The sequence below is a fragment of the Rhizobium pisi genome (genome assembly GCF_003938655.1).
Lineage (GTDB): Bacteria > Pseudomonadota > Alphaproteobacteria > Rhizobiales > Rhizobiaceae > Rhizobium > Rhizobium pisi.
This window is the reverse complement of sequence record NZ_RJJT01000001.1, coordinates 451131-467769: the sequence shown is the minus strand read 5'-3', so window position 1 is coordinate 467769 and position 16639 is coordinate 451131. Positions and strand designations below refer to the sequence as shown.

The 16639-nt window shown below is 59.2% G+C and carries 17 protein-coding genes; all 17 read right to left on the bottom strand.

From position 1 onward, the window contains the following. Positions 1-10: 10 nt before the first annotated feature. Positions 11-277, bottom strand: coding sequence for a flagellar biosynthesis protein FliQ (gene fliQ / locus EFD55_RS02395; protein ID WP_125842603.1), 267 nt, complete (start codon positions 275-277; stop codon positions 11-13). A gap of 90 nt (positions 278-367) precedes the next feature. Beyond that, the gene (gene flgD / locus EFD55_RS02390) at positions 368-796 is read right to left on the bottom strand and encodes a flagellar hook assembly protein FlgD (protein WP_125842601.1); all 429 of its coding nucleotides are present in this window, start codon (positions 794-796) and stop codon (positions 368-370) included. Then, positions 787-1236, bottom strand: a complete 450-nt coding sequence (gene flbT / locus EFD55_RS02385; RefSeq protein WP_012482697.1) for a flagellar biosynthesis repressor FlbT — start codon at positions 1234-1236, stop codon at positions 787-789. The genes flgD and flbT overlap by 10 nt, the downstream gene beginning before the upstream one ends. After that, a complete protein-coding gene (gene flaF / locus EFD55_RS02380; RefSeq protein ID WP_125842599.1) occupies positions 1233-1580 on the bottom strand; it encodes a flagellar biosynthesis regulator FlaF in 348 nt (115 codons plus the stop codon). The genes flbT and flaF overlap by 4 nt, the downstream gene beginning before the upstream one ends. A gap of 36 nt (positions 1581-1616) precedes the next feature. After that, a complete protein-coding gene (locus EFD55_RS02375) occupies positions 1617-2663 on the bottom strand; it encodes a flagellar hook-associated family protein (RefSeq protein WP_125842597.1) in 1047 nt (348 codons plus the stop codon). Positions 2664-2666: 3 nt separating this feature from the next. Next, positions 2667-4151: a flagellar hook-associated protein FlgK gene (flgK, locus tag EFD55_RS02370; protein ID WP_125842595.1), complete on the bottom strand. Its 1485-nt coding sequence runs from the start codon at positions 4149-4151 to the stop codon at positions 2667-2669. A 19-nt stretch (positions 4152-4170) separates the two neighbouring features. Next, complete coding sequence (locus EFD55_RS02365) at positions 4171-5475, bottom strand: flagellar hook protein FlgE (protein ID WP_125842593.1); 1305 nt, start codon at positions 5473-5475, stop codon at positions 4171-4173. Positions 5476-5602: 127 nt separating this feature from the next. Beyond that, positions 5603-6274 carry a transcriptional activator Rem gene (rem, locus tag EFD55_RS02360; protein WP_125842591.1) on the bottom strand — a complete coding sequence of 224 codons (672 nt, stop codon included), beginning with the start codon at positions 6272-6274 and terminating at the stop codon, positions 5603-5605. Positions 6275-6554: 280 nt separating this feature from the next. After that, entirely contained in the window at positions 6555-7118 is a 564-nt protein-coding gene (locus EFD55_RS02355; protein ID WP_125842589.1) for a lytic transglycosylase domain-containing protein, read from the bottom strand. Continuing rightward, the gene (fliK, locus tag EFD55_RS02350) at positions 7060-8505 is read right to left on the bottom strand and encodes a flagellar hook-length control protein FliK (RefSeq protein WP_125842587.1); all 1446 of its coding nucleotides are present in this window, start codon (positions 8503-8505) and stop codon (positions 7060-7062) included. Before fliK ends, EFD55_RS02355 begins: the two co-directional genes overlap by 59 nt. 1 nt (position 8506) lies before the next feature. After that, positions 8507-9796, bottom strand: a complete 1290-nt coding sequence (gene motC, locus EFD55_RS02345) for a chemotaxis protein MotC (protein ID WP_125842585.1) — start codon at positions 9794-9796, stop codon at positions 8507-8509. A gap of 4 nt (positions 9797-9800) precedes the next feature. Next, a complete protein-coding gene (locus EFD55_RS02340; protein WP_125842583.1) occupies positions 9801-11129 on the bottom strand; it encodes a MotB family protein in 1329 nt (442 codons plus the stop codon). Further along, positions 11126-11755 (bottom strand): hypothetical protein, encoded by a 630-nt coding sequence (locus EFD55_RS02335; RefSeq protein WP_125842581.1) that lies wholly within the window; start codon positions 11753-11755, stop codon positions 11126-11128. Before EFD55_RS02335 ends, EFD55_RS02340 begins: the two co-directional genes overlap by 4 nt. 201 nt (positions 11756-11956) lie before the next feature. Beyond that, entirely contained in the window at positions 11957-12919 is a 963-nt protein-coding gene (locus EFD55_RS02330) for a flagellin N-terminal helical domain-containing protein (RefSeq protein WP_125842579.1), read from the bottom strand. A 299-nt stretch (positions 12920-13218) separates the two neighbouring features. Further along, the gene (locus EFD55_RS02325) at positions 13219-14130 is read right to left on the bottom strand and encodes a flagellin N-terminal helical domain-containing protein (RefSeq protein WP_125842577.1); all 912 of its coding nucleotides are present in this window, start codon (positions 14128-14130) and stop codon (positions 13219-13221) included. A 247-nt stretch (positions 14131-14377) separates the two neighbouring features. Next, complete coding sequence (locus EFD55_RS02320; RefSeq protein ID WP_125842575.1) at positions 14378-15286, bottom strand: flagellin N-terminal helical domain-containing protein; 909 nt, start codon at positions 15284-15286, stop codon at positions 14378-14380. A 281-nt stretch (positions 15287-15567) separates the two neighbouring features. Then, positions 15568-16473 (bottom strand): flagellin N-terminal helical domain-containing protein, encoded by a 906-nt coding sequence (locus tag EFD55_RS02315; RefSeq protein ID WP_125842573.1) that lies wholly within the window; start codon positions 16471-16473, stop codon positions 15568-15570. Between the last annotated feature and the right edge of the window lie 166 nt (positions 16474-16639).

The window sequence follows — 16639 nt, the reverse complement described above, 5'->3', positions numbered from 1 at the left end:
CGAAGGTGGCTCAGAAGCCTGACTGGATGCGCGAGAAGACCAGATTTGTAAAAATCGAGATCTGCGAGCCTACAAAGGGGGCGGTGACACCGACCGTGATCAGCACCGCGACGATCTTCGGCACGAAGGTCAGCGTTGCTTCCTGCACCTGGGTCAGTGCCTGGATCAGGGCAATAACGAGGCCGACCACCATCGCGGCGACGACGGCAGGACCGGTGGCGACCAGGACGGTCCAGATCGCGGCCTGGAACAGATCCAATGCATCAGCTTCATTCATCCGAAGGCAACCTCATATCGCCTTGAAGCAGCCCCGCTACAGCCGGGCCGCAATTGGTTGACATCAAACCGGCGCGCCGCGCCGTTCGCATCAGGAGCTGCCGCTCGGAGCCTTGTCGGCGACGGTGATTCCCGTCTGCACGAGTATCTTATCGCCATTCGCGGTCGTCGCAATAATGCCGTCGGAATAAACCTTGACGGAATCGATAACGCCTTTGACGGTGCCGTCGGCGCTTTCCATGTACTTCCCGACGTAGCTGCTGGCCTGGGTGAGGCTCGAGTTTGCCAGAAGCGTGTCCAACTTGGTGTTGGTCTGAATCGTCTGCTCGACCTGCGAGAAGGTCGCAAGCTGCGCCACCTGCTGGCTGGCATCCATCGGAGAGGTCGGATCCTGGTTCTTCATCTGCGCGATGAGCAGCTTGAGGAAGTTGTCGTAGTTCAGCGTCGCCTTTTTCTGGGACGAGCTTGTCGAATCTGTCGAGGTCGACGTGGTCACCTTCGACGTTGCATCTACCGCCATGGTGCGATCTCCCTGCGAATCTGCTCGACCATCGTCGGCGGCAGTTCGTGGTTGTTGAGGATATTGTCTTCGATCGCGTAGAGGCCGCGAATGGCCTTGAGCGCGTCAAAGGCGCGGCCGGTCGAAACGAGCGCATCGATGCGCTTCAGTTCAGCGAGGATCTCTTCATTCTTGAAGCAGGTGAGCAGCATGGTGATCGACTTGCGGAACATCGCCGTCGAGTGATCCTTGCCCTCGGGGTTGATGAGGATCATCTGCGCGATGAAATAGAGCTGTCGAAGCGGCGTCGTGGCGCCTTCCGGCTGGAGCACATGGTTTTCGAGAAGGAACGTCACATCATTCAGGAATTCCAGCGCGACCTTGCGATCGACGCGCAGGACGGCGCCGTTGATGAAGATTCTTTCTCCGGCTTTCAGAGAAATGCGAAGTGTACTTTTCATTTAAGTCCATCCCTGATGATGGTGGTAACGTCGATGATGCCCTGGTAGTTGTTAGACAGACGTTTTCTGATCCTGTCGCATTCCTTCAAGATCCAGATTGCGATCGAGATGAGGTTGGCCCTAAGCTCAATCTCCAGCTGGTTGTCGGGATTTTTCAGATCCTCGATGAAGCTGATCCATACCCGGCGCGTATAAAACAGGGCTTCAATGGCTTCCCGGCCGTATTTTTCCTTGTCGCGCGCCAACGACAGCAGGTCTATGGACCGGTCAAGGACCTGCCATTCCCGCTCTTTCGCGTCGGCCACCGAGTCCTGCATGACTTCGGCATACGAGAACTGATACATTCATGCATCCTTCTTTATATTGCGCGCCTTTGCTCATCAAAGGTAGTTTACGAGACTCAACTGCTGGATCTTCGAAACGATCGTGTAAGCGGTTTCAAGCTGCGTTTCCAAAGTCTTGACGAGGGTCGAAGCTTCATAAGGGTCGACGCCCTGGAGATCGACGAGCTTGTTCTTGATGATGTTAGACTGAGCATCGAGAGCGTCGTTGGATTTCTTGACGCGCTCCTGCGAAAGGCCGAGCTGGCTTGCCTGTGTTACCAGGCCGGTGGTCGCCTTCGTCGTGTAGCTGATCGCCTTGCTGGAGACCTTGCTCATCGCGTCGGCGCTGAGATTCTGCCCGAGCAGTGCCGAGGTCATGACCGAGGCGAGAGCGAAATAGCGCATGCCTTCGGAATTGGCGTTGGTCGAGGATTCGATCACTTCCGAGTTGCTGATGCGGCTCGTCATGTTCTGGTTCGACGCCTGCGACCAGCCGGTCGTCGGGTCGGTCCAGTTGGCCTGGCTGAACATCGGCTCGACCTGCGTGGTGATGAAGGTGTCCATTTCGGCGCCGGTCAACTGGTTGACCGGCTTCGTCAGGCCTGCCGCATAGGCATTCAGCTTCGTCACGATGTCCGCGCTTGTCGCGGCCGTCTTGTCGGTCAGCGGCTGCACATCTGTATTGATACCGGAGAAGAGATATTCGCCGTTCACCATGGTGTTGGCCGTATCCATCATGGTGGACAGGGCGCTGGTCGCCGACTGGATGGCGACGGTGATGCTGCCGGGATCCTTGCTGCCCTGAAGCGCCGTCAGCTTCGAAACGAGGCCGTCGCCGACGTCCTTCATTTTGGAAAGCCCGAGCTGCGAGGACTCCATGCGCGCGTTGACGAGCGAATTGCTTGATTTGATCGAGTCTATCCTGTCGACCTCGCGATTGAAGTCCACGCTCCTGGCAGCGTTGCCGCCAAGGGAGACACCGATATCCGCGTAGACCCCCGTCGTCGCTTCCGTCGAGGCCTTCGTCATCTGGTTCTGCGCCTGACGGATCGTCAACCGCATTGCATTCTGGATGGCCGAACTTGAAATAAATGAGCTCTTCATGGCTTAACTCGCAATATCCAGCAATGACTTTAACATCTCGTCGACGGCGTTCAGGATCTTGGTCGCCGCCTTGTAGGACTGCTCGATGTCGAGAAGCAGGGTCAGTTCCTCGTCAAGGTTGACGCCCGTCTCGTTGGAATAAGCCTCGTCGGAACGCGACAGCGCCGCCGAGGTATTCTCCGCCGCCGTCGTGGCGTTGCTGCGGTACTGCTCGAGCCAACCCAAGGAATTGGTGGCGTATTCCATGATGCTGACGTTGGAATCGATGCCCGTCGAGGCGTCGAAGCCAACCACCGGCGCCGCCGGATCGAAGTCGATGTCGGAACCCAATGCAGTATAGAGACGATCGAGGTCCGTCGTATACCCGCTAAGGTGGGTGGGATTGTTGACGACGCCGGTGGCGTTGACGCCGCCATCACGCAAGCGCATCGGGTCACCGCCCTGCGAGGTGATCACGCTGCTGCTGACGGTGATGGTCGCCGCCATACCGGCAACGGCGGTGGCACCGGTATTGACAGTGCCGCCGCTCCAGGTGAAGAGGCCGGGCACATAGGCCGGACCGGCTGCCGTGTTCTGCTCCTTGAAGAGCGAGACCAGGCCGCGGGCGATTTCGTCGAGCTGCTTCTGGAAATTGGGGGCGATCTCGTCGCGGACCTGGAGGAGCGATTGAAGGCTCCCCTGCCCTGTCGTCGTCGATCCGCTGCCGCGCGGAAGCGCCACGCCGTCGACATAGACCGAATTGCCGGTAATGGTGGCATTGTAAACGTCTTGAGACTTGAACGTCACCTTGCGCGGGACCGTCTCGAAGAGGATCGTCCCGTCAGATGTGCTCAGCACCATGTCGTTGTTGGCGCGTGTCGTCGTGTTGACGCCGACGATCTGCGAAATCTGCTTGAGGGCCTTCTCACGCTCATCGAGAGCGCTCGACGCGTCCGCGCCCGAAGCCGTGGCGGTCTTCACCGCATTGTTGGCATTTTCGAACTGGCTGAGGAGCGTATTCAGGCTATCGACCGCCGTGGCGATCTGCTTGTCGGCGCTAGCGCGAACGTCCTGAACAGAATTCGATGCGTTGTTCAGGGAGTTGGCGACATCCTGGGCGGCGGTGATGGCGCCCTGAGCCGCGACCGTGCTGCCCGGCGAGGTTCTGAAAGCCTGCAGTTTTTGCTGGAAAACACCGAGATAGGTGGACGGCGCCGTTTCATAGTCGTTGCCGCCCATGATCGACTTCAGATCCCCGAGACCGCTCAGCAGCGTCTGTTGGGCGCTGTCCTGCGAGGACGACTTCAGATATTGGCGCAGCAGGGCATCTTCCTGCGCCCGGTCTATCTTGACGACCTGCGCGCCATTCAGGGACGTGGTGAGCATCGCCTGCCGGCGCACATAATCTTTGTTGCCGGCATTGGAAATATTGTTCGATACAACACTGCTCTGAGTGCCGGTATTGTTGAATATTCCCTGCGCGGTATTAAGTGCGGATGTGAGCGACATGGCTTACCCGTTACCCTACTTATCTCTTGAGATTGACGAGAACGTCCATGATGTCGGAACCCGTCTGGAACACCTTGGAATTGGCGGTATAGCTGCGTTGCGCTTCGATCATCTCGGTCAGCTCGCCGGCAAGATCGACGTTCGAACCTTCGAGAGCGCCCGATTTGATCGTGCCGAGGCCGTTGGTCTGCGGGAAGCCGGTGACAGTGACGCCCGACTGACCGTTGGCGCTGTAGACATTGCCGCTCATCAGCGTCAGCTTGTCAGGGCTTGCGACGTTGGCGAGCGGAATACGGTAGAGCGGCTTGGTGCTGCCGTCTTCATACTTGGCATAGACGATGCCATCGCCATTGATCGTGACATCCTGGACCGGGGTCGCCGCCTGGCCGTTCGGCGTGCCGGTACCGGAGAAGGCGGCGCCGAGCTGCGTGAAGCCAGAGAAGTCCATGGCGATCGTCTGGCCAGTCACCCCATCAGTGATGTTGATGGCACCTGTCGAAGTCATCTTACCGTTGGCGTCGAAGGTGAGCGATCCCGTGCCGACCGCGCCACCAGCGCTATAGGGGAACGAGGTGGTGCCGCCCGTCGCTGCATTGGCGTTGCGGAACATCGCCACTTCCCAGGTAGCCGCAGTGGCGGGAGGCGCCGGCGGCGGCGCTGCCGCGACGGCGGTTTTCGTAAAGTAGAAGTCGTACATCACCTTGTTGCCGAGGCGGTCGTAGGCAACCATCGAGACCTTTTTGGTATCGGTCGTCGTGGTGGCCAGGTTGGCGCTCGGCAACGTCGCGGGAGCGACCGGAGCCACTTTAGCGTTCGAATCTAGGTTGCCTTTGAAGGACCCGGATGTCGAAGCGATGGCGGTCAGGCCATCCTGGCTGACGTTGACCGGAACGAGACCGTCGAAGCCGTTGACGACGACAGCAGGCGCGCCGGAGTTGTAGGAATAGCCCATCAGCTGGAAACCGGCGGAATTGACGAGGTTGCCTAGGTCATCCTTGGTGAAGTCGCCGGCGCGGGTCAGGACCGGCGTGCCGTCAGGACCCTGGACGATGAAGAAGCCGTCGCCCGAGATCGCAAGGTCGGTGCCCGATGTGGTGTAGGAAATGTCGCCCTGGTCGGAGACGGCCTGGCGGACGGAGGTCTGAACGCCGCCGGAATTGTAGTTACCGCCCGAGGAGGGCAGAACCAGCGACGAAAAGCTCGTCGACACGGCCTTGTAGCCGGTGGTGTTCACGTTGGCAATGTTGTCGCCGACGGTGCTGAGGCGGTTCGCCTGTGCGTTCATCCCCGATACTGCCGTCTTCATGCTGCCGAAAATGCTCATCTGAAAACCTCGTTCTACCTGTTATGCTCGAGAGTATTTGGCGGGCCTTGCGTGAAGCTGTCTGTGATGGCGAGTTGCGAGGCCGAATATCCAGGTTCAGCCGAGCGCTTCCGCCCGGCTGAGAAAATCAAGCCCAATCAATGCAGTACCCAAGGAAGCGTTTGGAATCGACCGGATCGACGCCGAGTTTCTTGCGCAGCTTCTTGCGCAGCTTCGAGATGTGGCTTTCGACGACGTTTTCCTCGACCTCTTCATCGAAGATGCCGTAGATGGCGTTGAAGATCTGGGTCTTGGTGACCCGGCGGCCGCGATTGGCGATCAAATATTCGAGGATGCGGCGCTCTCGCCGGGGAAGCGCGAAGACCTCGCCGTTGATCTCGGGATCGCGACCATCCGAGAAGACGCGGATCGCGCCGACATCGGTGTAGTTAGTAATCGCCTTCAGCCGGCGCCGGATCGCAGCCGCCCTTGCGAGGATTTCGCGAGGATGAACCGGCTTGCGCACCACGTCGTCGACACCGCAATCGAAAAGCGCAAGGGTGTTTTCGAGCGAGGGCTGATCGCTGACCGCAATCACCGGCGCCATCGACCGATCCCGGATCGCCCGGGGCAGTTCCAGATTGCGCTGGCCCTGGCCGATCAGAAAAGCCTCGACTGCCGCAATATCGGAATCCGCGGCGGTCTGTACCCACTCGCCGAATTCCGCAGGATCAAAGCCGGTAGAGGGAATGCCCTCACGGCCAAACAGAGATGTGTATCCATCTTTCACGAGCTCACGCTCATCAACCACTACGATCATTCGTCCGCCTCCGAATCAGTGTGGCACTTCGATGATCTATGGGTACGAATCGCGCGAATCGGCGACAACTCGTTAAAGTTAATGGCAGAAACTAATAATTGATTAAGATCCGGGTGGCGATTTGATCTACATCTAGTAGCCACCCCTGATTATGCACACAAAAATTTCGTGGAAAAGTTAACAGTCTCTTAATTATGACTTGCGCAGGGGATTCATGCCGGATTCCTGCCATATTGTGACACAGTTTCGTCACAATATGCCGCCTCAATTTTTGATTGTATCAATTTCCACAAAAGTTACTCGCATTAGGAGTCCACTTGCCGTAGCCCGTGGCGACCAGATTGGCGATGACGCGACAGACATATTGCTTTTGTGCGGGGTCGTTGTTCGGGCCAGCATGGTATCTGGCTACCGCCATCGTCCACGTCTCATGACGGTCATGCAGATTGCGGAGGAACTTCGCCGCATATTCCACGTTGCGATGCGGGTCAAACATGTCCTCGGCGGAGCTGAAATTTTCGCCGTGATAATAGTGGTTGATCTGCATGCATCCGATGTCGATGAGCTTCGCGCCGCTTCTGCGGGCGACATCGAACTGTTTCATGGCGTCCTGTTCAGAAGGCGGAAAGATCGCTTTGCCTTCGACATTCATGGCGTAAGGATAGAGCGAACCCTTGCGGCCGGTCTCCGTCAGACCGACCGAATAGAGGATACCTTCCGGAATTCCATATTTGGCGGCCGCCGACTGAATTTCGCGCTCACAAGCGCCTGTGGAGGCTGATGCCTCAGAGGTAAACCCCGCCAGCACTACCGCTACCAGTCCTGCCAGCAGAAGCGTCTTCAATACCGGTCTCGCCTGCGCCATTGATGCCTCCATTCGTCCGCTGCGCCGTCTGATTGTGGCGCTCCCGCGCCTCGCCGCCCTGTCCTTGCTGGGCGAGCGACTGCTGCTGGGAGGTCTGGCTCTGGCTGCCTGCCTGGTTGCCTGCGTCGGAATGGTCGACCGGCGCCATGCTGATAGTGACGTTGTCGACCGCGTAGCCCTGACTGCGCAGCGCTTCGAGAATCTTGCCGTGATCCTCCTTCAATTGCCGGTAGGCCGCGCCGGTTTCGACCTTGAGGTCGACGTTCAGCGCGTCGCCCGACAGGCGCATGGTCGCCGTCACGAGGCCGAGATCGATCGGGTTCATCTGGATCTTCAGCGTATTGACCACCTTGCCGGTGCTCGTCCATTCCGCGGCGTTAGAGAGCGCCGAGCTCGGCTCCATGGCGCGCGCCCATTCGGAATCGCCGGAGAGAGCAGCGGTGACGGCAGCGGAATTCGAATTCTGCGCCAGGCCGATATAGCGGCGTGATTCGAGCACCGAGACATTTTCGACATCGGCCTTCTTCGAGCCTTCCTTCGGCCCAGCCTGATCGGCACCGATGTGAACGTCCATCGACACGCCGCGGCCATCGGCACGGCTGATCCTGAACGTCTTGCCGTCGGCGGCGTCGACATTCTCCGTTCCGGGAACCGTGACATCGTCGGGCTTGCCGCTGACGGCCGCCAGGGCATCGGACGCATTGCCGCCCGCCTTGGCGTTGACGCCATCGACTTTCTTGTCGGCCGTTTGCGCCTCACCAGTCTTGGCGGAGGCGAGATGGGTGGCTGCCGCTGCCGGCAAGGCTGCAGTCCCGTCGGCGGGCCCTTGCTTCAGCAGGCCGAGCACATCGGAAACTCCGCCGTCATCGTCCTTGCTGTCTTCCTTGTCGGTGTGGGTTTCCAATGCGTCGGTCTTGGCGTGCTTGACGCCTTTGGCTGCCTGCGCGACCTCCTCAGTGGAGCGGTCCTTCGGATCAAATTTCCCGAAACCGAGATCGGCCGGCATCTTTACCTGATTCTTTGCGGGCTTCCCGGCGACCTTCTCAGCATTCGCGAGATCGGCGATGGTTTCCGGCTGTGCGTCTGCCTGCGCCTTCAACGTGGCATCGCTGAGATCGATCAGTGGTTTCGCGCGGTTGCGGAGCGCCCGCGCCGACTTCTCGGCGCCGTTTTCGACAATCCCGCCCTGACCCGGCTGCCCATCATCGGCCTCGTCGTTGGCGGTGGCGCCGCCCGCCTTGGCGAGCGCATCGAAGAACTCGTTCTTTTGACCGGCGGCATCACCGTTTCCAGTCTGACGTGCCGATTTTGCAACCGCAGCCGTCTCCGCACCAGAGGCTCCGCCCGAGACGCTCATATCCATCATTTTAGTTGCCTTCTTGCGCCAGAAGACCGTCGATCTCGTCGAGCTTGGACCGATTGGTCGTCACAAATGCGTTGAATGAGGGGTCGGTATCCTGGCCCTGGCCAGCCGATGCCACACCTCTCGGAACAGGCTCGGGAAGCGCACCTGGCGCTCCCGGTTGCATGGCTATCGCCGCGGCCTTTTCAGAAGTGATTTCTTGATGATCAGTGTTAGGATTGGAGGCTTGCGTCAGGCTTGCCGGATCGGGAGCGCGCAGGATTTGATCGGCGACGGATCTCGCCGCCTCCTGCAACGCCTGATCCCGCGGCGAAAGCACATTACCGTCGATGCCGCTGACATTCTTCGCCGCCTGGTCGATATTCTCTGTGGGAAGACCGGCCATGCCGCCATAGAAATCCGCGAGCGGGCCGAAGGCATTGTCTGTGCCGGCGCCGAGAGACCGCACGCGTTCGACCGCCATGCGCGCCAACTCCGGCTTGCCGGCGATTGCGGCCGCGCGCGCGATGCGCAGATAGACCTCGCGCTGGCGCGGCGCGTCCATGAAAGACAGGATGTCGACGACATCCTGCGGCTTCACGTCGTGATCGTGACCGACGACGAGCTTGACGAAGAGATCGGCGAACTGGCTGGCATAAGGCGAATGCAGGAAGCGCCTGATATAACGCTGCGAATAGGCCATCCCCCTATCGAGCATGCCCTTGTCGAGGCAGATGGCGACGGAGCGACGCAACGCCGCCTCTTCGACGATTGTGCCCGGCGCGGCGAGCCGCGCCTGGTCGTAGAGATCGAGCGCGTCCGTCGGCTTCGTCGCGATCAGCACGTTGCCGCCGATCAGCGCCAGATAGGGGCCGATCTTCTTGTCGCGATATTCGCTGGCCGTTTCCACCAGCGTCTTTGCGACGAGAAGACCCTTGCCGCTCAGATATTTGCGCAGCACATCGGTGACGCGGTTGTCGAAATAGCCGTTGACGTCGTGAGCAACCAGATATTCGAGCGTCTGGGGATTGCCGCCGCTCATCGCATAGATCAGTGCCGCATCGACGTTGCGGTCGTCGTCGAAAATCGAGGGATCGACGGTGCGCAGCCGCTCGTCGATGGTGCCCAGCATGAAGCGCTGCATCTCACCGGCCGAATGATCGCCGGTTACGACGGAATCCTGCACGAATTGCAGCGACCGCAACATCTTGTACGGCGCGAGGTCGTCCGGATCCTGCGCATTGCCTGCAGCAGGCGAAAGCATCGCCATGCCGAGGGCCACAAATCTGACGTAGCGATGCTGCCGACGCGCCATCCGACTATCCTTGATCCGCCTGCACCAGGATCTCGATCCGGCGGTTGGCCGCGTTGAACGGATCGGACGGCAGCTTCAGCCGGCGGTCGGCGAAGCCTGAGACCTGGGAAATACGGTTTTCATCAAGCCCACCGTGTACGAGCATGTAATAGGCGCTCTGGGCGCGGTCCATCGAAAGCCGCCAGTTCTCATTCTGCGCACCCTTGTACTGGCGCCCATCCGTATGGCCGCGAATGGCGACCGCCCCGCCCCTCTCCTTGAGGATCGCGCCGATCTTTTCCATGGCGAGCACCATCTCCTGGCGCGGCACCGCAGAGCCGACATTGAACATCGAATCGTCGTTCTGGTCTGATATGCTGACCAGCAACCCGCCTTCCGATGCCGTCACGGTCAGACCCTCGGCGAGCTTGCCGGCAACGCCGCCGATCTGCTGAGCGATCTGCTGCTGCAACTGCTCCGCCTCTTTCTTCTGCTGCTGCTCGGCTTCCTTCTGCTGCTCTTCGGTCTTGTCCGCATCCTTCTGATGATCGGCGTCCTTCTGAGCTTCGGCTTTCTTTTCGTCAGGCGATTTGCCGGCCGCCACCTTGCCATCCTTGGCCTCGACCGCGCCCTTGGTTTCCTTGGCGGTTTTCTGCTCGGTGGGCAGCGGCTTGATATCCTCGGGCTTCACATTCTCTGCCTTGGCGATCTCGGTCGTCTCGCTCTCCGCCGGCTGGTCGCTCTTGCCCGGAGGCTGCGCTTTGCCCGCAGTCGTGACCTCAACCTGCTTCGTCCAGAAATCCGGATCGAAAGGATCACGATAGGCCTCGCCGCCATCGGCACCCGTGGCCGGTCCGGAATCGGCGGCGCCGCCATCGCCCTTGGCGCTGACATTGGCCTGCTGGCCGACTTCCTGGGCGATCTCGGCGAGAACCGAATAGGGGTTCTCGAAGAAATCAGCTTCGGAATAATTGGTGTGATCGCCTGAAGTCGAAGTCTGGTCGTCACCATCCGCAGCGGATTTGCCCTCAGTCGGATTTTCTTCCTTCTGCTTCGACTTTTCCTTCTTCTCCTCGCCCTCCGCACTGTCGACGGGCTTCTTCACGCCCTTCTCGGTCGGTTTTTCGTCGGCAAGCTTGATCGGGTTGAAATAGGTCGCGACCGAGGCCTTGGTCTCCTCGTTGGCGGCATTGACCAGCCACATGACGAGGAAGAACGCCATCATCGCCGTCATGAAGTCGGCGTAGGCAATTTTCCACGCACCGCCATGGGCGCCATCGTGATCACCACCGCCATGCCTTTTGACGATGATGATCTCGTTCTTGCCGTGGTGATGGTTTTCGCCTTCGCTCATTCGAGAACTTTCTTCAAGCTGGCCGCCCAGGCAGACATACGGGTGACGATCACGGATTCATCGATTTCGACGGCAAGATCGATATCGTCGGTCTCAAAGTGGCGAACCGCGTCGGCATGTTCGCCGAGCTCGGCTTTCAATCTGTCGAAGAGCCGCGCCGGCCCCCTGACGACGATCGGTGCGGCCGCGCCTTCGAGGATGGCGTCGCGCAACAGAGCGGCGAGGCTTTCGGTAGCCTTGGCGGCAAGCGCTTCCGTCATGACGGGTGCGATGACCGCGGCTGCGCCGGCGCTGACCAGCGCGGCGACCTCTTCGGCGATATCATGGATGCGGGATGCAATGACCGACGCCGCCTCGACTTCGTAGCGAAGCTTCAGCTCCTCGATCTCGCGCGTATGGACCTCAGTCAGCATCTGCGACTCGAGTTCGTATTTCTCGGTCAATTCCGCGGTCGCTGCGGCATGGCCTCGCACATAGGCTTCACGGCGCTCCGCCTCGACGTCGATTGCCGGTTCGCTCGAGATTTCGGGAAAACCATCGCCGGCAAAATCATCCATGTCGATCATCGGTGCCGATGGTTCCGGCTCACCGAAATCCTTCAAATACCGGGAAAGCGAAATGCTCATAAAAACCATCCAGTATTCGGGGACATGCAACATGCCCGCCCCGCTCAAAACGACCTTGCGCTCCGGCATGCCCTTTCGAATCGCGCAAGGGCTTGACCTTGCGCCGGCACGGATTCGGGCGATGCCTTCATGCCGGAAACTAGGAAGTCAAACTTGCGCGAGGATGAATGGCGCCGCCGCCATTCGTGATCGCGCCCACCTTTACTCCAGCAGAATGAGGATCTTGCTTGAAGCCGTGTTGAGGATCGAGATTGCTTCGACGGCCATCTGCTTCTGGGTCTCGATCGCCTTCTGGCGGATGGAAGCCTCGTCCATGTCGGTATCGACCAGGGCGCCGACGCTCTTGTCGATCGAATCCGACAGATCGGCGGTGTAGTCGATCTGACCGTCGATACGCGCTTTCATCACACCGATGGAAGCGGCCGTCGTCGTCAGCGAGGAGAGCAGCGAGTCGGTCACATCGAGCATGTCCGTGAGCTGGGCATCGGTCGTATTCTTGCCGATGGCAACCTCCGTACCCGTCGCCGGCGTGGTCGAGTTGGCGTTCAGCAGGTAATAGTTGCGCGGGCCCGTACCGCTCTTGTTGATCGCCTGGGCATCGACCGATTTGGTCAACAGGCCGCCGCTGGCATTGTTCTTATCGATAAGGATGGTCTGCGACGACGGGAAATCGATGGTCCGCGCCTGGTACTCCCCTGTCGGAACGCGCACGAAGCTTGATATGACCGACCATGTCGGCGGCACGGCGGCGTCACCATTCAACAGCCAGTTCTCGCCTGCAAAGGACGTCGACTCGACGACCGTCTGCAGCTGCTGCTTGTATTGGCTGATCTCGGCGTTGACCTTGTCCTTGTCGGTGCCGGGCTCTTTTGCCGAAACCAGCTTGGTGCGGATCTGGGTAATGAGATCGATCGCCGAGGTCATCGCCGTATAGGTCGCATCCACCTTGGCGGCGCCGAGGCCGAGCGCATCTCCGATGGTGCCGAGATTGGTGCTGTCCGAGCGCATGACGGTCGCGATCGACCAGTAGGACGCATCGTCGGCGGCCGTCTCGATACGATATCCCGAGGAAACTTGCTGTTGGGTCTGGTTGGCTTCTTTATTGATGCTGCGCAACACTGCAAGCGCACTCACCGCGGCCGCGCTGGTAATCTTTACGGTCATCGACAGGGTCTCGGAAAGGTGAAAGGGCAGGCCGGATTGCCGGCGGCGACTGAAGTGGCGTCATGCCTCCGGCGATTTCCGCCGGCGCGTCGCAAAAAAAGCAAATCAACTCAATGCAAGGTTAACTCGATATCAACCTTTTGGGCAAGAGCGGAGGAGCGAGCATCGCACGGCAGGCATAGAACCGATCAAGCCATTGATATAAAAAGAAGAACCGCGCCGTTTCGGGCGCGGTCCGGGAGGCTTTTCGGTTGCTGGTGGACGATGACGCAAGATTCGGTCCAGCTTCAACGCCTGATTTAGCTGCGGAAGAGCGTCAGGATGTTCTGGGCGCTGGAGTTGGCAATGGACAGCGACTGGATGGCCAACTGCTGCTGTGTTTGCAACGCCGTCAGCTTGCTCGATTCCTCTTCCATGTTGGCATCCACGAGGCGCCCGACACCTGAGTCAATGGAATCGCTTAGCGAACCGACGAAATTTTCCTGGAGTTCGATGCGGGTCGAAATCGAACCAAGCTGGGATGCCGCCTTGGTCATCGCCTCCAGTCCGGCCTCGATTGACGTCAGCGCCATAGAGATCTCAGGCGAACCGAAGGTGCTGATGTTCATCGAATAGATCGAGCCGATGGTGCCGTTGGAGGTGCCGATGATGCCGGAGGTCGTCTCGATTGCACCGACCGAAGTCATGCCAAAGAGGACGTTGCCCATGGAGCCCGTGCTCAGGACGTAGTCCGTCGTCTTGACCGAGACATTGCCGTTGCCGTCGCGGACGAAGGTTGAAACGACGCTCTTGGTGCCGTCAGCGCCGGCAACCCAGTTTTCGCCGGAGAAGGAAGCCGATTGAGCAATGCTCAAGAGCTGCTGCTGGAGTTGGCCGATTTCTTCCTGAATTTTGGTCTTGTCGACACCCTTTTCCGTGGCGGCGACGATCTTTGCCTTGATTTCGCTGATGACGTTGATGGCGCTGTCCATGGCCGAGTAAGCGGTGTCGACCTTAGCGGCGCCGAGGCCGAGAGCGTCCGAAACGGCCGAGAGGGCCTTATTGTCCGAGCGCATGGTCGTCGCGATCGACCAGTAGGCAGCGTTGTCGGAAGCCTTTTCGACGCGGTAACCCGACGATACGCGGTTCTGCGTGTCCTCAAGGCTATTGTTGATGCCGCGGAGTGTCTGAAGAGCGGCCATCGCCGCGACATTCGTCAAAATGCTGGTCATGAAATGATTGCCCCTAGTTGGCAGATGGAAAAAAGGGACATTCCGGAAGGCTACCGGGAACGGGAAATCAGCCTCATGCCTGTTAACCGGTTTTTAAATTTGGTTAACTCGCCGTCTCGTTAGCGGCAGAAGACAGCATTATGGTTAATCAACAGTTAACGAAAATAAAAAAGCCGCGCTCCATCGGACCGCGGCTCGATTCCTGGATGCCCGCCGGAGGCCGGCGGGCCGATGTTTGCGCGGGCTATTAGCCGCGGAACAGCGTGAGGATGGTCTGCGAAGAGGAATTCGCAATCGACAGCGACTGGACCGCCAGCTGCTGCTGGGTCTGCAGGGCGCTGAGCTTGGAGGATTCTTCTTCCATGTTGGCGTCGACGAGACGGCCGACACCGGAGTCGATCGAGTCGCTAAGAGCGTTGACGAAGTCTTCCTGCAGTTCGATGCGCTTGGAGATCGAGCCGAGAGCGGCGCCGGCACTCGTCATGGACTTCAGAGCCGATTCAACGTTGGTCAGAGCCGTCTGGATCTGGCCGAGCGTGAAGGTGGTGATGTTCATCGAGAAGACAGAGCCGACCGTACCGTTCGAGGTGCCGAGGATACCCGTGGAGGTTTCAACCGCGCCGCCGCTCATGCCGAACAGGACGTTGCCCATGGAGCCGTTCGAGAGAACGTAGTCGGTCATCACGACCGACACGGCGTTAGAACCGTCGCGAACGAAGGAGGCAACGACGTTCTTCGTGCCGGAAGCGCCGGCAACCCAGTTTTCGCCGGAGAAGGACGCCGACTGAGCGACGCTCAGGAGCTGCTGCTGCAGCTGGCCGATTTCTTCCTGGACCTTGGCCTTGTCGACACCGTTTTCAGTCGCGGCAACCAGCTTGGCCTTGATGTCGCCGACGACGTCGATGGCGCTGGACATGGCGGAGTAGGCGGTATCGACCTTAGCGGCGCCGAGGCCGAGAGCGTCGGAAACGGCGGAAAGTGCCTTGTTGTCCGAACGCATGGTCGTCGCGATCGACCAGTAAGCAGCGTTGTCGGATGCCTTGCCGACGCGGAAACCAGAAGAAACATGAGCCTGAGTCGTCTGGAGACCCTGGTTGATGCCACGGAGAGTCTGGAGGGCTGCCATTGCAGCGTTATTGGTGTTGATGCTCGTCATAGTTTTCTTGCCCCTTGTTGGCAGATTTTAAACAGGGACATTCCGGATTTTCGGCCGGCCCACAGCGATCAGCATCATGCCTGTTAACCATCTCTGTTAAGGTTAACTCGCCGTTTCGATGGGCCTAGAAAACAGCAAGATGGTTAAGGAAGGCTAAATTCGAAATGGAAATAGTGTAAAAATATCCGACACTTAGAGCCGTTTTTGTTAACCTTATTTTAAAACATTTCGCGGCCGGGGATGACCCGGCCGCGAAACTTGGAAGACTGTAGTGACTGGTCTTAGCGGAACAGCGACAGGATGTTCTGCGAAGAGGAGTTCGCGATCGACAGCGACTGGATCGCCAGCTGCTGCTGGGTCTGCAGGGCGCTGAGCTTGGAGGATTCTTCTTCCATGTTGGCGTCGACGAGACGGCCGATACCGGAGTCGATCGAGTCGCTCAGAGCGTTGACGAAGTCGTCCTGGTTGTCGATGCGCTTGGAGAGCGAACCGAGAGCCGCGCCGGCGCTGGTCATGGACTTCAGAGCCGATTCAACGTTGGTCAGAGCCGTCTGGATCTGGCCGGCGGTGAAGTTGGTGATGCTCATCGAGAAGATCGAACCGACCGTACCGTTCGAGGTGCCGAGGATACCCGTGGAGGTTTCAACCTGGCCACCGCTCATGCCGAACAGGACGTTGCCCATGGAGCCGCTGGAGAGAACATAGTCGGTCGTGGTGACCGAAACGGCGTTGGAGCCGTCACGGACGAAGGAGGAGACGACGCTCTTGGTGCCGGTAGCGCCAGCAACCCAGTTTTCGCCGTTGAAGGAAGCGGACTGAGCGATGCTCAGGAGCTGCTGCTGCAGCTGGCCGATTTCTTCCTGCACCTTGGCCTTGTCAACCCCGTTTTCAGTGGCGGCAACGAGCTTGGCCTTGATGTCGCCGACGACGTCGATGGCGCTGGACATGGCGGTGTAAGCGGTGTCGACCTTGGCAGCGCCTACGCCGAGAGCGTCGGAGACAGCCGAGAGAGCCTTGTTATCAGAACGCATGGTCGTTGCGATCGACCAGTAAGCCGCGTTGTCGGAAGCCTTTTCAACGCGGTAACCCGAAGAAACGTGGTTCTGCGTCTGGTTGAGGCCCTGGTTAACGCTGCGCAGCGTCTGGAGAGCGGCCTGTGCGGAAGTGTTCGTGTTAATGCTTGTCATAAGTCTGTCCCCTGGAAACTAGATACAAAAAAGGAGGACATACCGGACTGTAATACCGGCGATGACGGACCAGCTTCATGCTACTCGGCGCCCGCTTGTTTTGGCCCAAACCCGTCATGTCCAGGGCAATCTCGCAGCCAATGCTTGCCAACTCCTTAAAAATACA